Origin of the sequence: Pantoea cypripedii (genome assembly GCF_011395035.1) — a bacterium.
GTDB lineage: Bacteria > Pseudomonadota > Gammaproteobacteria > Enterobacterales > Enterobacteriaceae > Pantoea > Pantoea cypripedii_A.
The window spans coordinates 3192421-3210776 of the sequence record NZ_CP024768.1; the positions used below are offsets into that span (position 1 = coordinate 3192421).

The 18356-nt window shown below is 55.9% G+C and carries 15 protein-coding genes; 4 read left to right on the forward strand and 11 right to left on the reverse strand.

From position 1 onward, the window contains the following. Positions 1-79 precede the first annotated feature (79 nt). On the forward strand, positions 80-1192 hold the full coding sequence (locus CUN67_RS14900; RefSeq protein ID WP_208716065.1) for an NADH:flavin oxidoreductase: 1113 nt from the start codon (positions 80-82) through the stop codon (positions 1190-1192). A 52-nt stretch (positions 1193-1244) separates the two neighbouring features. Here the strand turns inward: CUN67_RS14900 and guaA are convergent, their stop codons facing one another. Both guaA and guaB read right to left on the reverse strand, forming a co-directional pair. Next, positions 1245-2825, reverse strand: coding sequence for a glutamine-hydrolyzing GMP synthase (gene guaA / locus CUN67_RS14905; protein ID WP_208716066.1), 1581 nt, complete (start codon positions 2823-2825; stop codon positions 1245-1247). A gap of 71 nt (positions 2826-2896) precedes the next feature. Beyond that, positions 2897-4363, reverse strand: coding sequence for an IMP dehydrogenase (guaB, locus tag CUN67_RS14910; RefSeq protein WP_208716067.1), 1467 nt, complete (start codon positions 4361-4363; stop codon positions 2897-2899). 170 nt (positions 4364-4533) lie between these two features. On the opposite strand from guaB, the gene xseA reads away from it, so the two are divergent. The 3 genes from xseA to CUN67_RS14925 are packed head-to-tail and all read left to right on the forward strand — an operon-like array spanning position 4534 to position 7312. After that, positions 4534-5907: an exodeoxyribonuclease VII large subunit gene (gene xseA, locus CUN67_RS14915; RefSeq protein ID WP_208716068.1), complete on the forward strand. Its 1374-nt coding sequence runs from the start codon at positions 4534-4536 to the stop codon at positions 5905-5907. Between the two features lie 59 nt (positions 5908-5966). Further along, entirely contained in the window at positions 5967-6980 is a 1014-nt protein-coding gene (locus CUN67_RS14920) for a M4 family metallopeptidase (protein ID WP_208716069.1), read from the forward strand. Further along, the gene (locus tag CUN67_RS14925) at positions 6977-7312 is read left to right on the forward strand and encodes a protealysin inhibitor emfourin (RefSeq protein WP_208716070.1); all 336 of its coding nucleotides are present in this window, start codon (positions 6977-6979) and stop codon (positions 7310-7312) included. The genes CUN67_RS14920 and CUN67_RS14925 overlap by 4 nt, the downstream gene beginning before the upstream one ends. Positions 7313-7382: 70 nt before the next feature. On the opposite strand, the gene CUN67_RS14930 is transcribed toward CUN67_RS14925, so the two are convergent. From CUN67_RS14930 to pilW, 9 genes are all read right to left on the reverse strand, one after another. Then, entirely contained in the window at positions 7383-9812 is a 2430-nt protein-coding gene (locus CUN67_RS14930; RefSeq protein WP_208716071.1) for a glucose/quinate/shikimate family membrane-bound PQQ-dependent dehydrogenase, read from the reverse strand. 395 nt (positions 9813-10207) lie between these two features. Continuing rightward, entirely contained in the window at positions 10208-10444 is a 237-nt protein-coding gene (locus tag CUN67_RS14935; protein ID WP_208716072.1) for a zinc ribbon domain-containing protein, read from the reverse strand. A gap of 52 nt (positions 10445-10496) precedes the next feature. Further along, positions 10497-11987: a ribosome biogenesis GTPase Der gene (gene der, locus CUN67_RS14940; RefSeq protein WP_208716073.1), complete on the reverse strand. Its 1491-nt coding sequence runs from the start codon at positions 11985-11987 to the stop codon at positions 10497-10499. 157 nt (positions 11988-12144) lie between these two features. After that, positions 12145-13326, reverse strand: coding sequence for an outer membrane protein assembly factor BamB (gene bamB, locus CUN67_RS14945; RefSeq protein ID WP_208716074.1), 1182 nt, complete (start codon positions 13324-13326; stop codon positions 12145-12147). A gap of 19 nt (positions 13327-13345) precedes the next feature. Continuing rightward, positions 13346-13963, reverse strand: a complete 618-nt coding sequence (locus CUN67_RS14950; protein WP_208716075.1) for a YfgM family protein — start codon at positions 13961-13963, stop codon at positions 13346-13348. A gap of 39 nt (positions 13964-14002) precedes the next feature. Continuing rightward, on the reverse strand, positions 14003-15277 hold the full coding sequence (gene hisS / locus CUN67_RS14955; RefSeq protein ID WP_208716076.1) for a histidine--tRNA ligase: 1275 nt from the start codon (positions 15275-15277) through the stop codon (positions 14003-14005). 106 nt (positions 15278-15383) lie between these two features. Continuing rightward, positions 15384-16505 carry a flavodoxin-dependent (E)-4-hydroxy-3-methylbut-2-enyl-diphosphate synthase gene (ispG, locus tag CUN67_RS14960; protein WP_084876307.1) on the reverse strand — a complete coding sequence of 374 codons (1122 nt, stop codon included), beginning with the start codon at positions 16503-16505 and terminating at the stop codon, positions 15384-15386. A 38-nt stretch (positions 16506-16543) separates the two neighbouring features. Beyond that, positions 16544-17587, reverse strand: coding sequence for a cytoskeleton protein RodZ (rodZ, locus tag CUN67_RS14965; protein ID WP_208716077.1), 1044 nt, complete (start codon positions 17585-17587; stop codon positions 16544-16546). Next, positions 17577-18311: a type IV pilus biogenesis/stability protein PilW gene (gene pilW, locus CUN67_RS14970; protein WP_208716078.1), complete on the reverse strand. Its 735-nt coding sequence runs from the start codon at positions 18309-18311 to the stop codon at positions 17577-17579. The genes rodZ and pilW overlap by 11 nt, the downstream gene beginning before the upstream one ends. Positions 18312-18356: the final 45 nt, after the last annotated feature.

Consider the following 18356-nt stretch of genomic DNA (forward strand, 5'->3'; position numbering starts at 1 on the left):
AAAAGCAAAAAAGTTGCTTTTATGCGAGAGGAGATCTATAAAAGCAACAAAATTGCTTTTATATCTCACGGAGAAGATCATGCATTCCACCAGCCTTATGTTTTCCCCTTATCAGCTGAAAAACCTGCGTCTGCCCAACCGGGTAGTGATGGCACCCATGACCCGTTCTTTTTCTCCAGGGGGTATCCCCACCGCGGAAATGGCGGCTTATTACCGACGCCGTGCCGCCGCTGGTGTCGGATTAATCATTACCGAAGCCACGGGGATCAATCGTCCGGCGTCCGTTAATGAACCTGATGTGCCGGTTTTCCACGGTGATGCCGCTCTGGCAGGCTGGAAAAACGTGGTTGATGAGGTGCATGCGGCAGGCGGGAAAATCATGCCGCAGCTGTGGCATGTTGGTACCAAACGTTCAATCTTCCATGCAGACTGGCAAGCGGGTGCCCGCTTTGAAGGCCCTTCCGGTTTGTCGATCACCGGGGAACGCATCAGTTCGCCGATGAGTGATGCGGATATTGCTGACACCATTGATGCCTTCACCGACGCCGCTGTGGACGCAGAACGATTAGGTTTTGATGGCATAGAACTGCATGGCGGCCATAGCTATCTCATCAACCAGTTTTTCTTCGGCCACCTTAACCTGCGCCAGGATCGCTGGGGCGGAGAGTCGCTGCTGGCGCGGTCACGCTTCGCGATTGAGGTTCTTAAAGCGATCCGTCAGCGGGTCAGTACTGACTTTCCTGTACTGTTTCGTTTTTCCCAGTGGAAAGCCCAGGCGTTTGATTCCCGCATCGCCGAAACACCCGCTATTTTGGCGGACTGGCTGAATGCGCTGGTGAATGCCGGAGTGGATGCCTTTGACTGTTCTCAGCGCCACTACTGGGATGCCGCGTTCCCTGAAGTTGATAAGACGCTGAATATGGCTGGGTGGGTGAAAAAACTCACCGGCGTCACCAGCATAGCCGTGGGGGCTGCCGGGCTGAGTGGTGATGTTTTTTCCTCGCTGGCGGGTAAATGCTTCGCCACCGCACCGCTCGATCCACTGCTGGAAAGGCTGGAAAATGGCGAGTTCGATTTGATGATGGTGGGCCGCCCGTTGCTACAGGATCCACAATGGCTGGAAAAGATTCGCCAGGGGCAGTTGGATCAGCTGGCGGGGTTTAATACTGAAGCGCTGAAGACGTTATATTAAAAAAAAGCCCGCAATCGATGCGGGCTTCATTTTTGCTATTGCTGAGGGGAAATCATTCCCACTCAATCGTCGCTGGCGGCTTGCCAGAAATATCGTAAACCACGCGGGAGATGCCGTTCACTTCATTGATGATGCGGTTGGAGACGCGGCCAAGGAAGTCATACGGCAGATGCGCCCAGTGCGCGGTCATAAAGTCGATGGTTTCCACTGCGCGCAGTGACACCACCCAATCATATTTACGACCATCGCCCATCACACCAACAGAACGCACCGGCAGGAACACGGTGAACGCCTGGCTGACTTTGTTGTAGAGGTCAGCTTTGTGCAGTTCTTCGATAAAGATGGCATCAGCACGACGCAGCAGGTCGCAATACTCTTTTTTCACTTCGCCCAGCACACGCACGCCGAGACCCGGACCCGGGAACGGGTGACGGTACAGCATGGCGTACGGCAGGCCGAGTTCCAGACCGATTTTGCGCACTTCGTCTTTGAACAACTCTTTCAGCGGCTCAACCAGGCCCAGCTTCATCTCTTTCGGCAGACCGCCCACGTTGTGGTGCGATTTGATGACATGCGCTTTACCGGTGGCAGAAGCGGCTGATTCGATCACGTCCGGATAGATGGTGCCCTGTGCCAGCCATTTCACGTCGGTCAGTTTGCTGGCTTCTTCGTCGAAGACTTCCACAAACACGCGACCGATGATCTTACGTTTGGCTTCCGGATCGTTCTCACCCGCCAGCGCTTCGAGGAAACGCGCTTCCGCCGCAACGTGGACAATGTTCAGGCCGAAGTGGTCACCAAACATCTCCAGCACCTGGTCCGCTTCGTTCAGGCGCAGCAGGCCGTTATCGACGAATACGCAGGTCAGACGGTCACCAATCGCGCGATGCAGCAGCATCGCAGTGACGGAAGAATCGACACCACCAGACAGACCCAGGATAACTTTGTCCTGACCTACCTGCTCACGAATACGCTCAACCGCGTCTTCGATGATTTTGGCTGCGGTCCACAGCGCTTCACAGCCGCAGATATCGCGCACAAAGCGCTCCAGCATGCGCAGCCCCTGACGGGTATGGGTCACTTCCGGGTGGAACTGCACGCCGTAGAAACGCTTCTCTTCGTTCGCCATGATGGCAAACGGACAGGTCTCGGTACTGGCAACGGTAACGAAATCTGCCGGGATCGCCGTCACTTTATCGCCGTGGCTCATCCAGACATCCAGCAGCGGTTTACCTGCGTCGCTGATGGCATCTTCGATATCACGAACCAGCGCGCTTGAGGTCGTCACTTCAACCTGTGCATAACCAAACTCGCGCTCAGTGGAGCCTTCAACTTTGCCACCCAGCTGCATCGCCATGGTCTGCATGCCATAGCACACGCCCAGTACCGGTACACCCGCGTTGAAGACATATTCCGGCGCACGTGGGCTGTTCAGCTCAGTGGTGCTTTCCGGGCCACCAGAAAGAATGATGCCGTTCGGGTTGAACTGACGAATTTGCTCTTCGGTGACATCCCACGCCCAGAGTTCGCAGTAAACGCCCAGCTCACGCACGCGGCGCGCGACCAGTTGCGTATACTGAGAACCAAAATCGAGGATCAAAATGCGATGTTTATGAATATTTTCAGTCGTCATTGCGGCGTTTCCATGGGATGGACTTAATAATAAATTCGCCCGGCTGGAGCCGGGCGGTAAATCTTACGGGATTATGAACCCATGCGGTAGTTCGGCGACTCTTTAGTGATGGTCACATCGTGCACGTGGCTTTCCGAGATGCCCGCGCCGCTGATGCGAACAAACTCTGCTTTGGTGCGCAGATCATCAATGGTCGGGCAACCGGTCAGACCCATACAGGAGCGCAGGCCGCCCATCTGCTGGTGCACGATCTCTTTCAGGCGGCCTTTGTAGGCAACGCGACCTTCGATACCTTCCGGCACCAGTTTGTCAGCCGCGTTATCGCTCTGGAAGTAACGGTCGGAAGAACCTTTGGACATCGCGCCCAGGGAACCCATACCACGGTATGATTTGAATGAACGGCCCTGATACAGCTCGATTTCACCCGGAGATTCTTCGGTACCGGCCAGCATAGAACCGACCATGACCGCTGCCGCACCGGCGGCGATGGCTTTGGCGATGTCGCCAGAGAAGCGGATACCGCCATCGGCGATGACCGGAATACCCGTGCCTTCCAGCGCTTCTACCGCGTCAGAAACGGCAGTGATCTGCGGAACACCGACGCCAGTCACGATACGGGTGGTACAGATGGAGCCAGGGCCGATACCCACTTTCACCGCGCTCACACCGGCTTGCGCCAGCGCCAGAGCACCTGCACCGGTCGCTACGTTGCCGCCGATGATTTCGAGGTCCGGGTATTTCGCACGGGTTTCACGAATACGCTGCAACACGCCTTCAGAGTGGCCGTGTGAGGAGTCGATCAGCAGAACGTCAACGCCCGCTGCAACCAGCGCATCTACGCGCTCTTCGTTGCCTGCGCCCGCACCCACCGCAGCACCTACACGCAGGCGACCCTGCGCATCTTTACAGGCATTCGGTTTACGTTCGGCTTTCTGGAAATCTTTTACGGTGATCATGCCCAGCAGATGGAAGCTGTCGTCCACCACCAGCGCTTTCTCAACGCGTTTTTCGTGCATTTTTTGCAGCACGACGTCACGGGCTTCACCCTCTTTCACCGTCACCAGACGCTCTTTCGGGGTCATCACCGCAGAAACCGGCAGGGTCAGGTCGGTAACGAAACGCACGTCACGGCCGGTAATGATACCGACCAGTTCGTTGTCGGCATTCACCACCGGGTAACCGGCAAAGCCGTTACGCTCGGTCAGCTCTTTCACTTCCGCCAGGGCAGTGGTTGGCAGCACGGTCTGCGGTTCGGTGACCACGCCGCTTTCATGTTTTTTCACCTTGCGAACTTCATCCGCCTGGCGCTCAATTGACATGTTTTTGTGAATAAAGCCCAGACCACCTTCCTGTGCCAGCGCGATGGCCAGACCCGCTTCGGTCACGGTGTCCATGGCAGCGGAGAGCATGGGGATGTTCAGACGAATGTTTTTCGTCAGTTGGGTGCTGAGATCGGCCGTGTTAGGCAGAACGGTAGAATGAGCAGGAACGAGCAGAACGTCGTCAAATGTGAGTGCTTCTTTAGCGATTCGTAGCATGGCAATATCTCAACCTGGGGGTGAATGAGAACAGATAAAATATTGCCGCGGCATTATACAGGCCGAAATCGGTTGCCTCCAGTGTTTTTTCAGAAAAAGTCTTGATCCTCTGTACCAGCCATGTAGTATCGGTTAATTAACCCTCTGATTTACTATTTGATCTCCATCACATGTCGCTACCGCCAACCGCCAATATTTTTACCGTTAGCCGCCTGAATACCACGGTGCGTCAACTGCTGGAAAATGAAATGGGTCTGGTGTGGCTCAGCGCGGAAATCTCCAATTTTACCCAACCCGCTTCCGGCCACTGGTACTTCACCCTGAAGGATGATGGTGCTCAGGTACGCTGCGCCATGTTCCGTAACAGCAATCGCCGGGTGGCGTTTCGCCCGCAGCATGGCCAACAGGTGCTGGTACGTGCCAGCATCACGTTGTATGAACCACGCGGCGACTATCAGCTGATTATCGAAAGCATGCACCCAGCGGGTGAAGGCTTGCTGCAGCAGCAGTTTGAGCAGCTGAAAACCCGGCTGGCGGCGGAAGGTTTATTTGATCAGCAATTCAAGCAACCGCTGCCGGATCCGGCGCGCCAGGTCGGGGTGATCACCTCCGCCACCGGCGCAGCGCTGCATGATGTGCTGCGCGTTCTGCATCGTCGCGATCCTTCGCTGCCGGTGGTGATTTATCCCACTGCGGTACAGGGTGTGGATGCCCCAGCGGCGATTGTGCGTGCTATCGAGCTGGCGAACCTGCGTGATGAGTGTGATGTGCTGATTGTGGGCCGTGGCGGCGGTTCACTGGAAGATTTGTGGAGTTTTAACGACGAACGCGTAGCACGGGCGATTTTCGCCAGCCGCCTGCCGATTGTCAGCGCTGTCGGGCATGAAACCGATGTCACCATCGCCGATTTTGTCGCCGACCTGCGCGCACCGACCCCGTCCGCTGCCGCCGAACTGGTCAGCCGTAATCAGCTGGAGTTAGTTCGCCGTCTGCAATCGCAGCAGCAGCGGCTGGAAATGGCGATGGATTACTATCTGGCGCAGCAGCAGCGTCGCTTTACCCGTATGCAGCACCGTTTGCAGCAACAACATCCCCAGCTACGCCTGGCGCGCCAGAGCACCGCTCTGCTGCAACTGAAACAGCGATTGACTGAGGCAATGGACCTGCACCTGCGTAGTGCCAGCCGCCAGCAGGATCGCCTGGTGCAGCGACTGAACACGCAGCAACCGCAGCCCCGCATCCTGCGCGCCCAGCAACAGCTTCAGCAGTGGCATTACCGTTTGCAGCAGGGGATGGAGCGACAGCTCAACCACAATCGCCAGCGCTTTGGCACCCTGGCAGCACAACTGGAAGCCGTAAGCCCACTGGCAACGCTGGCACGCGGTTTTAGCGTGACCACCGATACCCAGGGTCATGTGGTGAAGAAAATGCAGCAGCTGAGCAAAGGCGACTTATTACGTACCCGGCTGGATGATGGCTGGGTGGAGAGTGAAGTGACCGCACTGACCCCGCAAAAATCCACCGGACGTAAATCCCGTACCTGAATCGCGCCGCGACATTCGATCTATACTTTCTGGCACATACATCTGCCAGGAAGCCTGATATGCCCTATAGTGTGATTCCACCCTATATCCTGCGCAATATTATTGCTCACGGCTCCGGCCCACAGCAGGATTACGCACGCCGCACCCTCACCCATGTTCAGCATCTGATGACTGAGCATGCACGCAGCGCCGCCCCCTCCAGCAGCGCGCCCCCTGGCCAGGTGGTACGCGCCATTTACGATGCCGAACATACTCAGAATCTACCCGGTACGCTGATTCGCCAGGAAGGCCAACCCGGCAATGGCGATGTCGCCGCAGAGGAAGCCTGGGACTATCTCGGCGTCACCTACGATTTCTACTGGCAGGCCTATAAACGCAACTCGCTGGATAACAAAGGATTGAAGCTGGAGGGCTCCGTTCATTACGGCAAGGAGTATCAGAATGCCTTCTGGAACGGCCAGCAAATGGTGTTCGGCGACGGTGATGGGGAGATTTTCAATCGTTTCACCATCGCCATTGATGTGGTCGCGCATGAACTGACCCACGGGGTGACAGAAAGCGAAGCCGGGCTGGTTTATTTTGCCCAGTCTGGCGCACTTAATGAGTCGATGTCGGATGTGTTTGGTTCGCTGGTGAAGCAATTTCATCAGCAGCAAACCGCCGATCAGGCGGACTGGATCATTGGTGAAGGGTTGCTGGCTAAAGGCATCAACGGGCGTGGCTTGCGTTCTATGTCGGCCCCTGGCACCGCATACGACGATCCGATGTTGGGCAAAGATCCGCAACCCGCCGATATGGCGCACTACATCGACACCCGTGACGACAACGGTGGCGTGCACCTCAATTCCGGCATTCCTAACCGCGCATTTTATCTCGCGGCAACGTCGCTGGGCGGCTTCGCCTGGGAGCTGGCGGGTCAGGCATGGTATGACAGCTTATGCGATAAAACCCTGCCTCAGAATGCGGATTTCAGCACCTTTGCCCGCTTTACCGTGCAGCACGGCGCCAAACGTTTTAACCGTTCGGTAGCGGATGCGATCCAGAGCGCGTGGCAACAGGTAGGTGTGACGTGAATATCCCCGAACTCACCGATGATGCGATTATCGAGCTGGCGCGTGAAGGTGGACTGGCCTTTATCCCGCGTTTGCACACCGAACGACGTTTTGCGCTGGCGCAATTGCCCACACCGCAAAAACAACGGATATGTGCGGTGCTGGAACAGGCCATGCCGCTGGGCGAGCCGGAAGATCAGGCTGCCAACATGGGCCGTGGCGATCAACGCTATTTTCGCATCCAGGTCAGCTACGCCACCCACCAGCAAAGCGGGACAGTGGTGATTTTGATTCCGGAACAGGTTGCCCCACCCGAGCTGGAAGCGCTGTGGCGTGAAGGCGAGCAGACATAAAAAAAGGACCGGCGATGCCGGTCCTTTTTCTTCGCATCCGGCCAGCAGAGACTGGCCGGGAACATCATCGTTACGGCAAGGCGTAGGCGATAACGTAATCACCACGGTCCGGAGACTGACGAGCACCACCTGCAGAGATCAGGATGTACTGTTTGCCCGTCTTCGGCGACACGTAGCTGATTGGGCCACCCTGGCTACCCACTGGCAGACGGGCTTTCCACACTTCTTTACCGGTTGAGCTGTCGAACGCACGCAGGTAGTAATCCTGAGTACCGGCGAAGAATACCAGGCCACCCTGCGTTGCCAGCGAACCACCCAGTGTCGGCATACCAATTGGCATCTGTGCGTGCATTTTAATACCGAACGGACCGGTATCCTGCACCGTACCTACCGGTACCTGCCAGACAATTTTACGGGTCTTCATATCAATCGCGGACATGGTACCGAACGGCGGAGCCTGGCACGGAATACCCAGCGGAGACATGAAGCGGTTTTTGTTAACAGCGTAAGGCGTGCCTTTCAGCGGTACCGCACCCATACCGGTGTTGACTGATTCACCGCCGTTGCTGGCTGCCGCTTTGGTGGTATCCTGCGGAATCATCTGCACCCACAGGCCCAGACGCATATCGTTGACGAACATGTACTGGTTGTTCGGGTCAAACGAGATGCTGCCCCAGTTCATACCACCCAGAGAACCCGGGAAGCTGAGTGAGACGTCGGTATCCGGCACGGTGAACAGACCGTTGTAACGCATGGATTTGAAGCTGATACGGCAGATCAACTGGTCGAACGGCGTTGCCCCCCACATGTCAGACTCTTTCAGGGTCTGGTTGCCAATGTTCGGCATTTCTACCGAATGCGGCTGGGTTTTGGTGTACTGCTCGTTCGGGATATGACCCTGTGGCATCGGCAGCTCTTCAACCTTGGTCAAAGGCTTGCCAGTCAGGCGATCCAGCACCCAAATCATGCCGGTTTTCGCACCGATAACGACCGCAGGTTTGGTGGTGCCATCCTTCATCGGGAAGTCAACCAGGCTCGGCTGCATTGGCAAGTCGAAGTCCCACAGATCGTTATGCACGGTCTGGTAAACCCACTTCTCTTTACCGGTGGTGGCATCCAGCGCCAGGACAGCCGCGCCGTATTTGTGATCCAGACGGGTACGGTTCGCACCCCACAGGTCAACAGACGGGCTACCCATCGGCAGGAACACGGTGTTCATCGCCGGATCGTAGGACATCGGTGCCCAGGAGTTCGGGGTACTACGGGTGTAGTCTTTGCCCGGCATCAGCACCGCATTCGGGTCCACGTTGCCTGGGTCAAACGCCCAACGCATTTTACCGGTGATGACGTCGAAGCCACGCAGCACGCCGCCAGGCATGTCGGTCTGTACGTTATCCGCTACACGACCGCCCACTACCACCGTGGTGCCTGCCATTGCAGGTGCCGAAGTCAGCTGGTATTGCGGGTCTGGCGCTTTGCCAAGGCCTTCTTTCAGATCCACCACACCGTGGTCACCGAAATCTTCACAGAACTCACCGTTGTCGGCGTTGATAGCGATCAGACGCGCATCGATGGTGTTCATCAGAATACGACGCTGACAGGTATCACCGGCCGCCAGAGTGACAGGAGTCACCGGCGTGGAGCCAGGCTGAGTCGGCTGAGTCAGCGGCTTGGTCGCATCAAAGTACGCCAGGCCACGGCAACGGTTCCACACCTGAGACTGGGCGTTAATTTCACGTTTCCAGATCTGCTTACCGGTGTCGGCCGCAACAGCGATCACGTTGTTGTGCGGGGTACACAGGAACAGGGTGTTGCCAACCTGCAACGGCGTTTCCTGATCTTCAGCACCGTTTCCGCCAGGGCTGATTGGGGTATCACCGGTGTGGAACGTCCAGGCCACTTGCAGGTCTTTCACGTTGTCACGGGTGATCTGATCCAGCGCCACGAAGCGGTCACCGCCAGGGGTGTTGCCGTAGTTTTCCCAGTTTTTCTGCTGTTTCGCTTTATCCACCGGAATCAGCGGCAGCTGCGTGCCTTCAAAGGCAACAGTCGGGTGCGGCTGGAACATCTGAACAAAGGTTGCCACCATACCGACGACAATCACCGCAGACAGCGTATACGAGACTTTCGCCAGGGAGCTTTTGCCCTCAGCCTTACGCAGTGCAGGCCAGGTCAGGAACGCCAGCAGCATCAAGCCCGCAGGCACCATCAGACGTGAAACCAGCGGCCAGAACACCCAGCCCGCATCCACCAGCGCCCAAATCAGCGTACCGGCGAAGACCAGAATGAACAGCGTGACAGCTGAAGACTTACGACGGAAGAATTGAATCGCCGACAGTAACATAACGATACCGGCAATCAGGAAGTACCAGCTGCCGCCAAGGGAGACCAGCTTGCCACCACCGATGGCGAAGAACAGGCCGACGGCCAACAGGACCAGCCCTAATAACACAGACCAGATGCTCAACCCTTTACAGGGGCGAGCGGAATTTTCTGCCATAACACAAACTCTCCTGAAAAAATAAAGCGCTGGCGCCGGACATAGCATATTGCCCGGTCGCAGATCCCCTGCCGCGCCTGTGGCAGGAATCGTTTCGTTAACGTCTTTATTTTAGAACCATTGGTACGGGTGCGATGCCCGTGATGCAGTGCTTGTGAGGAAGGACACAGCGAAACGCTATTGAGATCACCACAAGGCGGCAGGATTGTACCACCTGGTACATTAAGAAGTGAACATCCATAACGCAGGAGTTACTGCGCAATAGCATTTTTGCTACAAATCCAGTCGTAAGTTATTAAAACTTATGACGCAGGGAGGGTGAGATTTTTGTAGCAGCCCGATGTTTCGCGCATTGATGGCACGAAAACATCAACCCCGCGCGATAAATCGCGCCGCTACGATACGGAACCGTTGGTAATATCCGGTATAAATTCCACTCGTTTTTTTGAGATCAACCCATCGCCGTGCTGGCAAAAATAATCCACCGCACCACAGGCTTTCAGCACCTGCAAAGGTTGATGGCAATCCGGGCAGATGGCGATCTGATCAAAATGTCTGCCGCAATGGGGGCAATCAAAACCTTCGGCCACATGAGTCAGCGCTTGCTGGCAGTCAGGACAATGAGCGTTCATCTTCTTCTCCAGGCACACAAAAAAAATGAGGGCCATTGTGGCCCTCATCATCTTATTTCTTGTTCTTTTTCAGGTGCGACATCAGACGCTTACGTTTGCGCTGCTGAGTTGGCGTCAGCAGGTTACGTTTACCCGCAAACGGGTTATCGCCTTCTTTGAACTGAATACGAATCGGCGTACCCATCACGTTCAGCGAACGACGGAAGTAGTTCATCAGATAACGCTTGTAGGAATCCGGCAGGTCTTTCACCTGGTTACCGTGAATCACCACAATCGGCGGGTTGTAACCACCGGCATGCGCATACTTCAGCTTCACGCGACGGCCACGCACCAGCGGTGGCTGATGGTCATCGGCAGCCATATTCATGATGCGCGTCAGCATCGAGGTGTTCACACGTTTGGTGGAACAATCGTAGGCTTCGGTAACCGATTCAAACAGGTTACCTACGCCACTGCCATGCAGTGCCGAAATAAAGTGTACGCGTGCGAAGTCGATAAAGCCGAGACGGAAATCCAGCGTCTCCTTCACTTCATCTCTCACTTCCTGCGACAGGCCATCCCACTTGTTCACCACAATCACCAGTGAGCGCCCACTATTCAGGATAAAGCCCAGCAGCGACAGATCCTGATCGGAAATGCCTTCACGTGCATCGATCACCAGCATCACCACGTTGGCATCTTCAATCGCCTGCAACGTTTTGATCACCGAGAACTTCTCAACGGTATCGGTGATTTTGCCGCGCTTACGCACACCGGCGGTGTCGATCAGAATATATTCACGATCGTCACGCTCCATCGGGATGTAGATACTGTCACGCGTGGTGCCTGGCATGTCGTAAACCACGACACGGTCTTCACCGAGAATACGGTTAGTAAGCGTTGACTTACCTACGTTCGGACGTCCGACAATCGCCAGTTTGATCGGTAGAGTGGTCGGATCGAAATCCTCCTCTTCCTCTTCTGGCAGCTCCTCGCCGTTCTCTTCTGCCGCTAACGCCGCCCAGTAGGCTTCGTTTTCGTCTTCTTCGCTGACTTCCTGCGGCGCAACGACATCCATCCACGGCAACAGCGCGGTTTCCAGCAGCGAGGTCACGCCACGGCCATGGGACGCGGCAATCGCGTGGATTTCACCCAGACCCAGAGCGTAGAAATCCAGCACCGCCGCTTCCGGATCGAGACCGTCGGTCTTGTTCGCCACCAGGAAGGTTGCTTTTTGACGTGAACGCAGGTGATTGGCGATCTGCTGGTCAGCTGGCATCACACCCGCACGAGCATCCACCAGGAACAGCACCACATCGGCCTCTTCAATCGCCAGCAGCGACTGCTCCGCCATGCGGTTTTCTACACCTTCTTCGGTGCCATCAATACCACCGGTATCGATAACAATAAATTCGCGCCCTTCCACTTCGGCGCGACCATATTTGCGATCGCGAGTCAGTCCAGGAAAATCCGCCACCAGCGCATCACGAGTGCGCGTTAAGCGGTTAAACAGCGTGGATTTCCCCACATTGGGACGCCCAACCAGCGCGACCACAGGTACCATAACACTTGCCTCAGTTTAAAAAAGAATCGCCCGAATGGCGTGATTATAACGGTTTTTCCGTCAGCTTCAGGCTGAAGGCGCTAAGAATAGCATAAAACGAAACGGCTCCTGAATAATCAGGAGCCGTTTACCCTTCATACTTCAAGCTGCAGCTGCGTTAACGGGTAATCGCGTAAACCTCACCGTCTTTCGACTGGATCAGCAACTTATCGCCCGCGACGACCGGTTCGGTCTGGAAGCCGGAACTGTCGAGTTTCTGCTGCGCCACAAAGCGGCCGTCCAGCGTGTTGATCCAGTGCACATAACCTTCGCTGTCACCGACCACCAGGTAGCCATTGAACAGCACCGGTGAAGTCAGGTTGCGGTGCAGCAGCTCGCTCTGACGCCAGATAGCCACGCCACCGTCGGCGTTCAGCGCATCAACACGGTCATTCTGATCGACCAGGTAGATACGACCGGCATCAACGATCAGATCTTTCACACCACCAATTTCGCGTTTCCACAGGATCTGGCCAGAGCGCAGATCCAGCGCCGTCAGATCGCCGTTGTAAGCCAGCGCGTAAACCACGCCATTAACGATGACTGGCGTCGTATCGACGTCATTCAAACGGTCGATTTCAGTGGCACCGCTCGGCTGCGAAATACGCTGCTGCCAAATCAGCTGCCCCTGGTTCATGATCACCGCGCTGACGCGACCGTTGTCGCCGCCAACAATGGCACCACCAAAGGCAACCGCCGGAGCCGATTCACCACGCAGTGACAGCGCTGGCATATCGAGGTTAACGCTCCACTTGATGGCACCACTTGCCTGATCCAGCCCCTGCAACTGACCGTTGCTGGTATGAATCAGTACCAGACCATCACTGACGACCGGGCGAGATAACGCTTCACCGGCAACTTTAGTCTGCCAGGCGATGCTGCCATCGCTGGTGTTCAGTGCAAAAACCTGACCACGCTCACTGCCGATGTAGACACGATCGCCGTTTACGGTGACGCCACCTGACAGCAGTGCTGAGATATTTTTCGAGAAGAAGCCGGTCTTCTCAGAGAGGTTCACTTTCCATTTTTCTTTGCCGTTGCTGGCATCGAGGGCTTTCACCACGCCAAAACGGTCAGCAGCGTAGACAGTGCCATCCTGCCAGGCCGGATGCAGGTTGGAGTAGAAATCACCCACACCATCACCTACGGATGTGCTCCACGCAGTCTGCGGCGTAAACTGATTTTCTACTTTCGGCAGCGGGGCCATTTTCACTACATCTTCTTCGCCGCTGAACAGCGAGCAACCGCTGAGCAGAGTGACTGAAATCAGCCCTGGCAGCAGGTATTTACGTAATTCCATGTGCGCTCTCTTGACTGGCTTAACTTAAGTTATTCATCTTCATCTGCAGCATTTGCTTCAGTGCCGGAGAAGCTTGTGACTCCGCACCTTTGCTCCAGGCATCACGCGCGCCCTGCTTATCGCCTTTGCTCAGCAGTGCTTCACCACGAATGTCCGCTACGATAGCTGTCCAGCCATCACCCTTAACATTGTTGAGGGTAGAAAGTGCGGCATCGGCCTGATTTTGTTGCAGTTGAATGCGTGCCAGACGCAGGTTAATCACCGCCTGCAGGTTGGCATCTTTGGTATCTTTCAGCCCGCTCTGCAGCAGAGCGATAGCTTTGTCCAGCTGATCGGTTTCAACATACTGCTTAGCCAGATCCAGCGAGGCCAGCGCACCATAGGTGTTGTTGTTTTCACTGGCAAAACTGGCAACGGCTTCCAGCGTTTGCGGCTTGTCAGCCTGCATGGCGCTGGTCAGTTGCTGATACTGCGCTGAGGCTGCTCTGTCGTTACCGGCCTGATGGCTGGCCCAAAAACGCCAGCCGCCAAGTGCTGCGATACCGATGACAACGCCTACCGCCAGTGCTTTGCCATTGTTGGCAAAAAAGCGGCGCAGTACATCAACCTGTTCGTTTTCGTTGCTGTAAACTTCCACGCAATCCCTCTCTTAAAAATGGCTGTTGCGATGCTACGCTTACGGCAACAACGTGCGCAACGTAGCACTGGCTTCACTCTGGGCCAGCGTCTGCTGATCGCCGGTACGCAGGTCTTTAATCACCACCTGGCCGGTTTTCACTTCATCTTCGCCCAGCACCAGCGCAATGCGCGCGCCCCACTTGTCTGCACGGGCAAACTGCTTCTTGAAGTTACCACCACCGAAGTTAGTCATCAGCTTCAGCTGTGGGTCTGCATCACGCAATTTTTCCGCCAGTTGCATCGCAGCGGACTGTACGCCCTGCCCCGAAGCGATAACATAGACATCAACAATGCGCGTCGGTTCAAATTCCGGATTAACTGCCTGCACCAGCAGCACCAGACGTTCCATACCCATGGCAAAACCGACAGCCGGTGTCGCACGTCCTCCCAGCTGTTCAACCAGACCATCGTAACGGCCGCCGCCGCACACGGTGCCCTGGGAACCCAGCGCACTGGTCACCCACTCAAACACGGTACGGTTGTAATAGTCGAGACCACGCACCAGGCGTTGGTTAATGGTGTAGCTGATGCCAGCATCATCCAGCAACGCACACAAGCCGCTGAAGTGCGCGCGGGAGTCTTCATCAAGGAAGTCACCCAGCGTCGGCGCATCATTCAGCAACTTTTGAATATCCGGGTTTTTGCTATCGAGTACGCGAAGCGGATTGGTATACATGCGGCGTTTGCAGTCTTCGTCCAGCACGTCTTTATGCTGTTCGAGGAAGGCAACCAGCGCATCGCGGTAGTTGGCACGCGCGTCGAGCGAACCGATGGAGTTCAGCTCCAGCTGGACGTGCCCGGCAATACCCAGCGCTTTCCACCAGCGTGCGGTCATCATGATCAGCTCGGCGTCAACATCCGGTCCCTGCAGGCCAAAAACTTCTGCGCCCATCTGGTGGAACTGACGATAACGGCCTTTCTGCGGACGTTCGTAGCGGAACATCGGCCCCATGTACCACAGGCGCTGCTCCTGGTTATACAGTAAACCGTGTTCAATACCGGCGCGCACGCAACCTGCTGTCCCTTCCGGACGCAGTGTCAGGCTTTCGCCATTGCGATCCTCAAAGGTGTACATCTCTTTTTCAACCACGTCGGTGACTTCACCAATCGCGCGGCTGAACAACGGGGTCTGCTCAACGATCGGCAGGCGGATTTCACTGTAACCATAGCTGGCCAGCACCTGCTTGAGCGTGCCTTCGATACGTTGCCAGATCGCGGTATCCGCAGGCAGGTAATCGTTCATCCCGCGAATCGCTTGAATATTCTTCGCCACGTTAAAATCTCTTAAGACAAAAAAACCTGTCCGGCATCATACCTTATGAGGATGAAACCGCACAGGTTCAATCACAAACTGGCACGCGACAGGCGCGCACCTTCCCTTATTTTTCCAGCTGCTGCACGTTGATGCGACGGCTTTCGTCCAGCATTGACGCCTTAGCGCGGATACGCGCTTCCAGCTGGTCGATCATGTCCTGGTTATCCAGACGGTCACGCTGACGTACACCATCTTCGTAGAAACCACTCTTTTTGTTGCCACCGGTGACGCCCAGCGTGGAGACCGTGGCTTCGCCGGGTCCATTCACTACGCAACCAATGATCGAGACATCCATCGGCGTGATGATATCTTCGAGGCGCTCTTCCAGTGCGTTTACCGTGCCAATCACGTCGAACTCCTGACGTGAACAGGTCGGACAGGCGATAAAGTTGATGCCGCGGGAACGGATACGCAGAGACTTGAGGATGTCATAACCGACTTTGACCTCCTCCACCGGATCGGCAGCCAGCGAGATACGCAGCGTATCACCGATACCTTCCGACAGCAGCAAGCCTAAACCAATGGCGGATTTCACTGCACCCGCACGCGCGCCACCCGCCTCGGTGATGCCGAGATGCAGAGGTTGATCGATAGCTTTCGCCAGCAGACGATAGGATTCAACCGCAAGGAAGACATCGGAGGCTTTGACGCTGACTTTGAATTGATCAAAGTTGAGACGATCGAGGTGATCCACATGGCGCATTGCAGATTCGAGCAGCGCCTGCGGCGTGGGCTCACCGTACTTTTCCTGCAAATCTTTTTCCAGCGAACCGGCATTCACACCGATACGGATCGGAATATTGTAGTGACGCGCGCAATCCACCACCTGGCGGATACGCTCGTTATTGCCGATATTGCCTGGATTAATACGCAGACAATCCACGCCATATTCAGCGACTTTCAGTGCGATGCGATAGTCAAAGTGAATATCCGCTACCAGCGGCACATTAACCTGTTGCTTAATCAGTTTGAAAGCTTCAGCCGCGTCCATAGTCGGCACTGAAACACGGACGATATCAACGCCCACGCGCTCCAGCGCTTTGATCTGATTGACTGTGGCAGCAACATCCGTGGTGCGGGTGTTGGTCATCGACTGAACGGCAATAGGCGCACCGTCGCCGACTGGCACCTTGCCGACGTAAATCCGCGTTGATTTGCGACGGATAATGGGTGCTTCGTTATGCATATTCTCTCTCCACAATTGCCCGGCAAGCGCGATGCGCGTTATTGCGCACCGACTGTCAGACGGGCAACCTGGTTATTACGGATAAAACGGCTTAAATCAACGGGCTGATTCTGATATTGCACCTGGACAGCGGCTGGCGCACCAATTTTCAGACGATACGGAGCCTGACCAGACAGGCTCAGTTTACCGCCGCTACGTTGCAATCCGCTGAACAGCTTTTTACCGGTGGCGTCGGTGACTTCCAGCCAGCAATCCGCATTGAAGTTCATCACCAGCGCATTGGGATCGGCTGACGTCTGGCTGACACCCGCGCTGCCGGTCGGCAACTGACCCGCAACGCTATTAGCCGGGGCCGGAGAAGTGGCCGGAGGCGGTGTGGTATCGACCGGAGCCTGGCTGGGTGCGACCACGGCGTTGTCGCTGCCCGCGGCAGCTGGGGCACTGCTGGTCGCCGCGGGAGCAGACGCGTTGCTGGTCGCAGCAGGCGCGCTGGTATTGTTGTTCGGGGTAGTAACCGCACCGGCACCGTTATCAACCGGCGTGCCTGCGGCGTTGGTGTCGGCGTCAGCTGGCGTGTCGCTGCCGCTGTTATCACCCAGCGCAATCGACTGGCTGTTGTCGCTGCTGCTGCCGTTTTGATCGGCCATCGACACCAAATCTTCCTGTGAAGCTTTATGATTCTGCCACCACCAGGCACCGGTCAGGCCGATCACGACGAAGATCACCAGCCAGGTGAAAATCATCAGCCAGCCATCACGTTTCTTGCGTCGTTTACCCAACGAGAAGCTCTGCATAGGCTCGATTTTGGCCGCACGAACCGGTGCCTGTTTTGCCATCATCGGCAGCAGGTCATCTTCCGGTACATGAACCAGACGGGCATAGGAGCGAATATAACCGCGCAGGAACGTCGACGCTAAATCAGCAGGCGATTTATCCTCTTCAATGTCGCGCACGGTTGAAAGTTTCAGGCACAGGCGTTCAGCGACGTTTTGCTGGGTCAGCCCCATCTGCTCACGGGCCAGACGCAGGCGTTCACCTGTGGAATGTACTGCAGATTTCTCTTGAGTGGCTTCAGTATTCATTAGCTAAATAACGCTGGTACTGTATCGATTGTGGAAAACTTCGCGCCAACCGGTCGCCATAACGTGTAACGTCAGCAGCGTTTCCCTGTTGCGCGGCGAAACGTATCTGTAAACCCAAGCTGTCGGCACTGGCAGGCAGCTTAAGGTGGTAAATCTCTAAGAGCAGTGAAACCTTGTCCCACGCCTGCTGTTCAGATTGCCTTTCCGCTTCCGTCAGCAGTTGATTGCCCAGCTGCGGTGCTGCATCCAGTGCGTCGGTTAATTGCTTCCGTGCTGCGGCATAATCGCCAGCTTGCAGGTAACAATAGCCCGAAAACAGCAATGCATCCTGATGGGCATCGGGTTCCTGCGCATCAGCCGCCAGCTTAAACTGTTGATGCGATTCGTCATACTGCCTCAAACCGCAGAGAAACGCACCGTAATTGTTAGCCACATAACCATTGGCCGGGGCCAGTTGTTGCGCACGCTGGTAGTACCAACGTGTTTGCGCGATATTCTGCTGCGCCTGAGCCACGCGTGCAAGCGCCAGTGGTACGCGATAATCCTGCGGCGCAGCCTGTTGTGCTCGCAGCAAATTACGCTGCGCTGCCGAAAAATCTTTCACTGCCAGATAGTGCAATCCAAGCTGCAGGCGAATATCTGCTGCACCCTGACGCGTGGGTTCACTGACACACCCGGTTACAACAAAGCCAGCCAACACAACTGCGGGTAATCCCTTACTCATCGTCCGTTCTCCCTGAATCATTCAGGCGGGAGAGACTGACACGAG

Coding starts and splice junctions, on each gene's coding strand:
- CUN67_RS14900 (WP_208716065.1), top strand. CDS start 80: ATGCATTCCACCAGCCTTATGTTTTCCCCTTATCAGCTGAAAAACCTG.
- guaA (WP_208716066.1), bottom strand. CDS start 2,825: ATGACGACTGAAAATATTCATAAACATCGCATTTTGATCCTCGATTTT.
- guaB (WP_208716067.1), bottom strand. CDS start 4,363: ATGCTACGAATCGCTAAAGAAGCACTCACATTTGACGACGTTCTGCTC.
- xseA (WP_208716068.1), top strand. CDS start 4,534: ATGTCGCTACCGCCAACCGCCAATATTTTTACCGTTAGCCGCCTGAAT.
- CUN67_RS14920 (WP_208716069.1), top strand. CDS start 5,967: ATGCCCTATAGTGTGATTCCACCCTATATCCTGCGCAATATTATTGCT.
- CUN67_RS14930 (WP_208716071.1), bottom strand. CDS start 9,812: ATGGCAGAAAATTCCGCTCGCCCCTGTAAAGGGTTGAGCATCTGGTCT.
- CUN67_RS14935 (WP_208716072.1), bottom strand. CDS start 10,444: ATGAACGCTCATTGTCCTGACTGCCAGCAAGCGCTGACTCATGTGGCC.
- der (WP_208716073.1), bottom strand. CDS start 11,987: ATGGTACCTGTGGTCGCGCTGGTTGGGCGTCCCAATGTGGGGAAATCC.
- bamB (WP_208716074.1), bottom strand. CDS start 13,326: ATGGAATTACGTAAATACCTGCTGCCAGGGCTGATTTCAGTCACTCTG.
- ispG (WP_084876307.1), bottom strand. CDS start 16,505: ATGCATAACGAAGCACCCATTATCCGTCGCAAATCAACGCGGATTTAC.
- rodZ (WP_208716077.1), bottom strand. CDS start 17,587: ATGAATACTGAAGCCACTCAAGAGAAATCTGCAGTACATTCCACAGGT.
- pilW (WP_208716078.1), bottom strand. CDS start 18,311: ATGAGTAAGGGATTACCCGCAGTTGTGTTGGCTGGCTTTGTTGTAACC.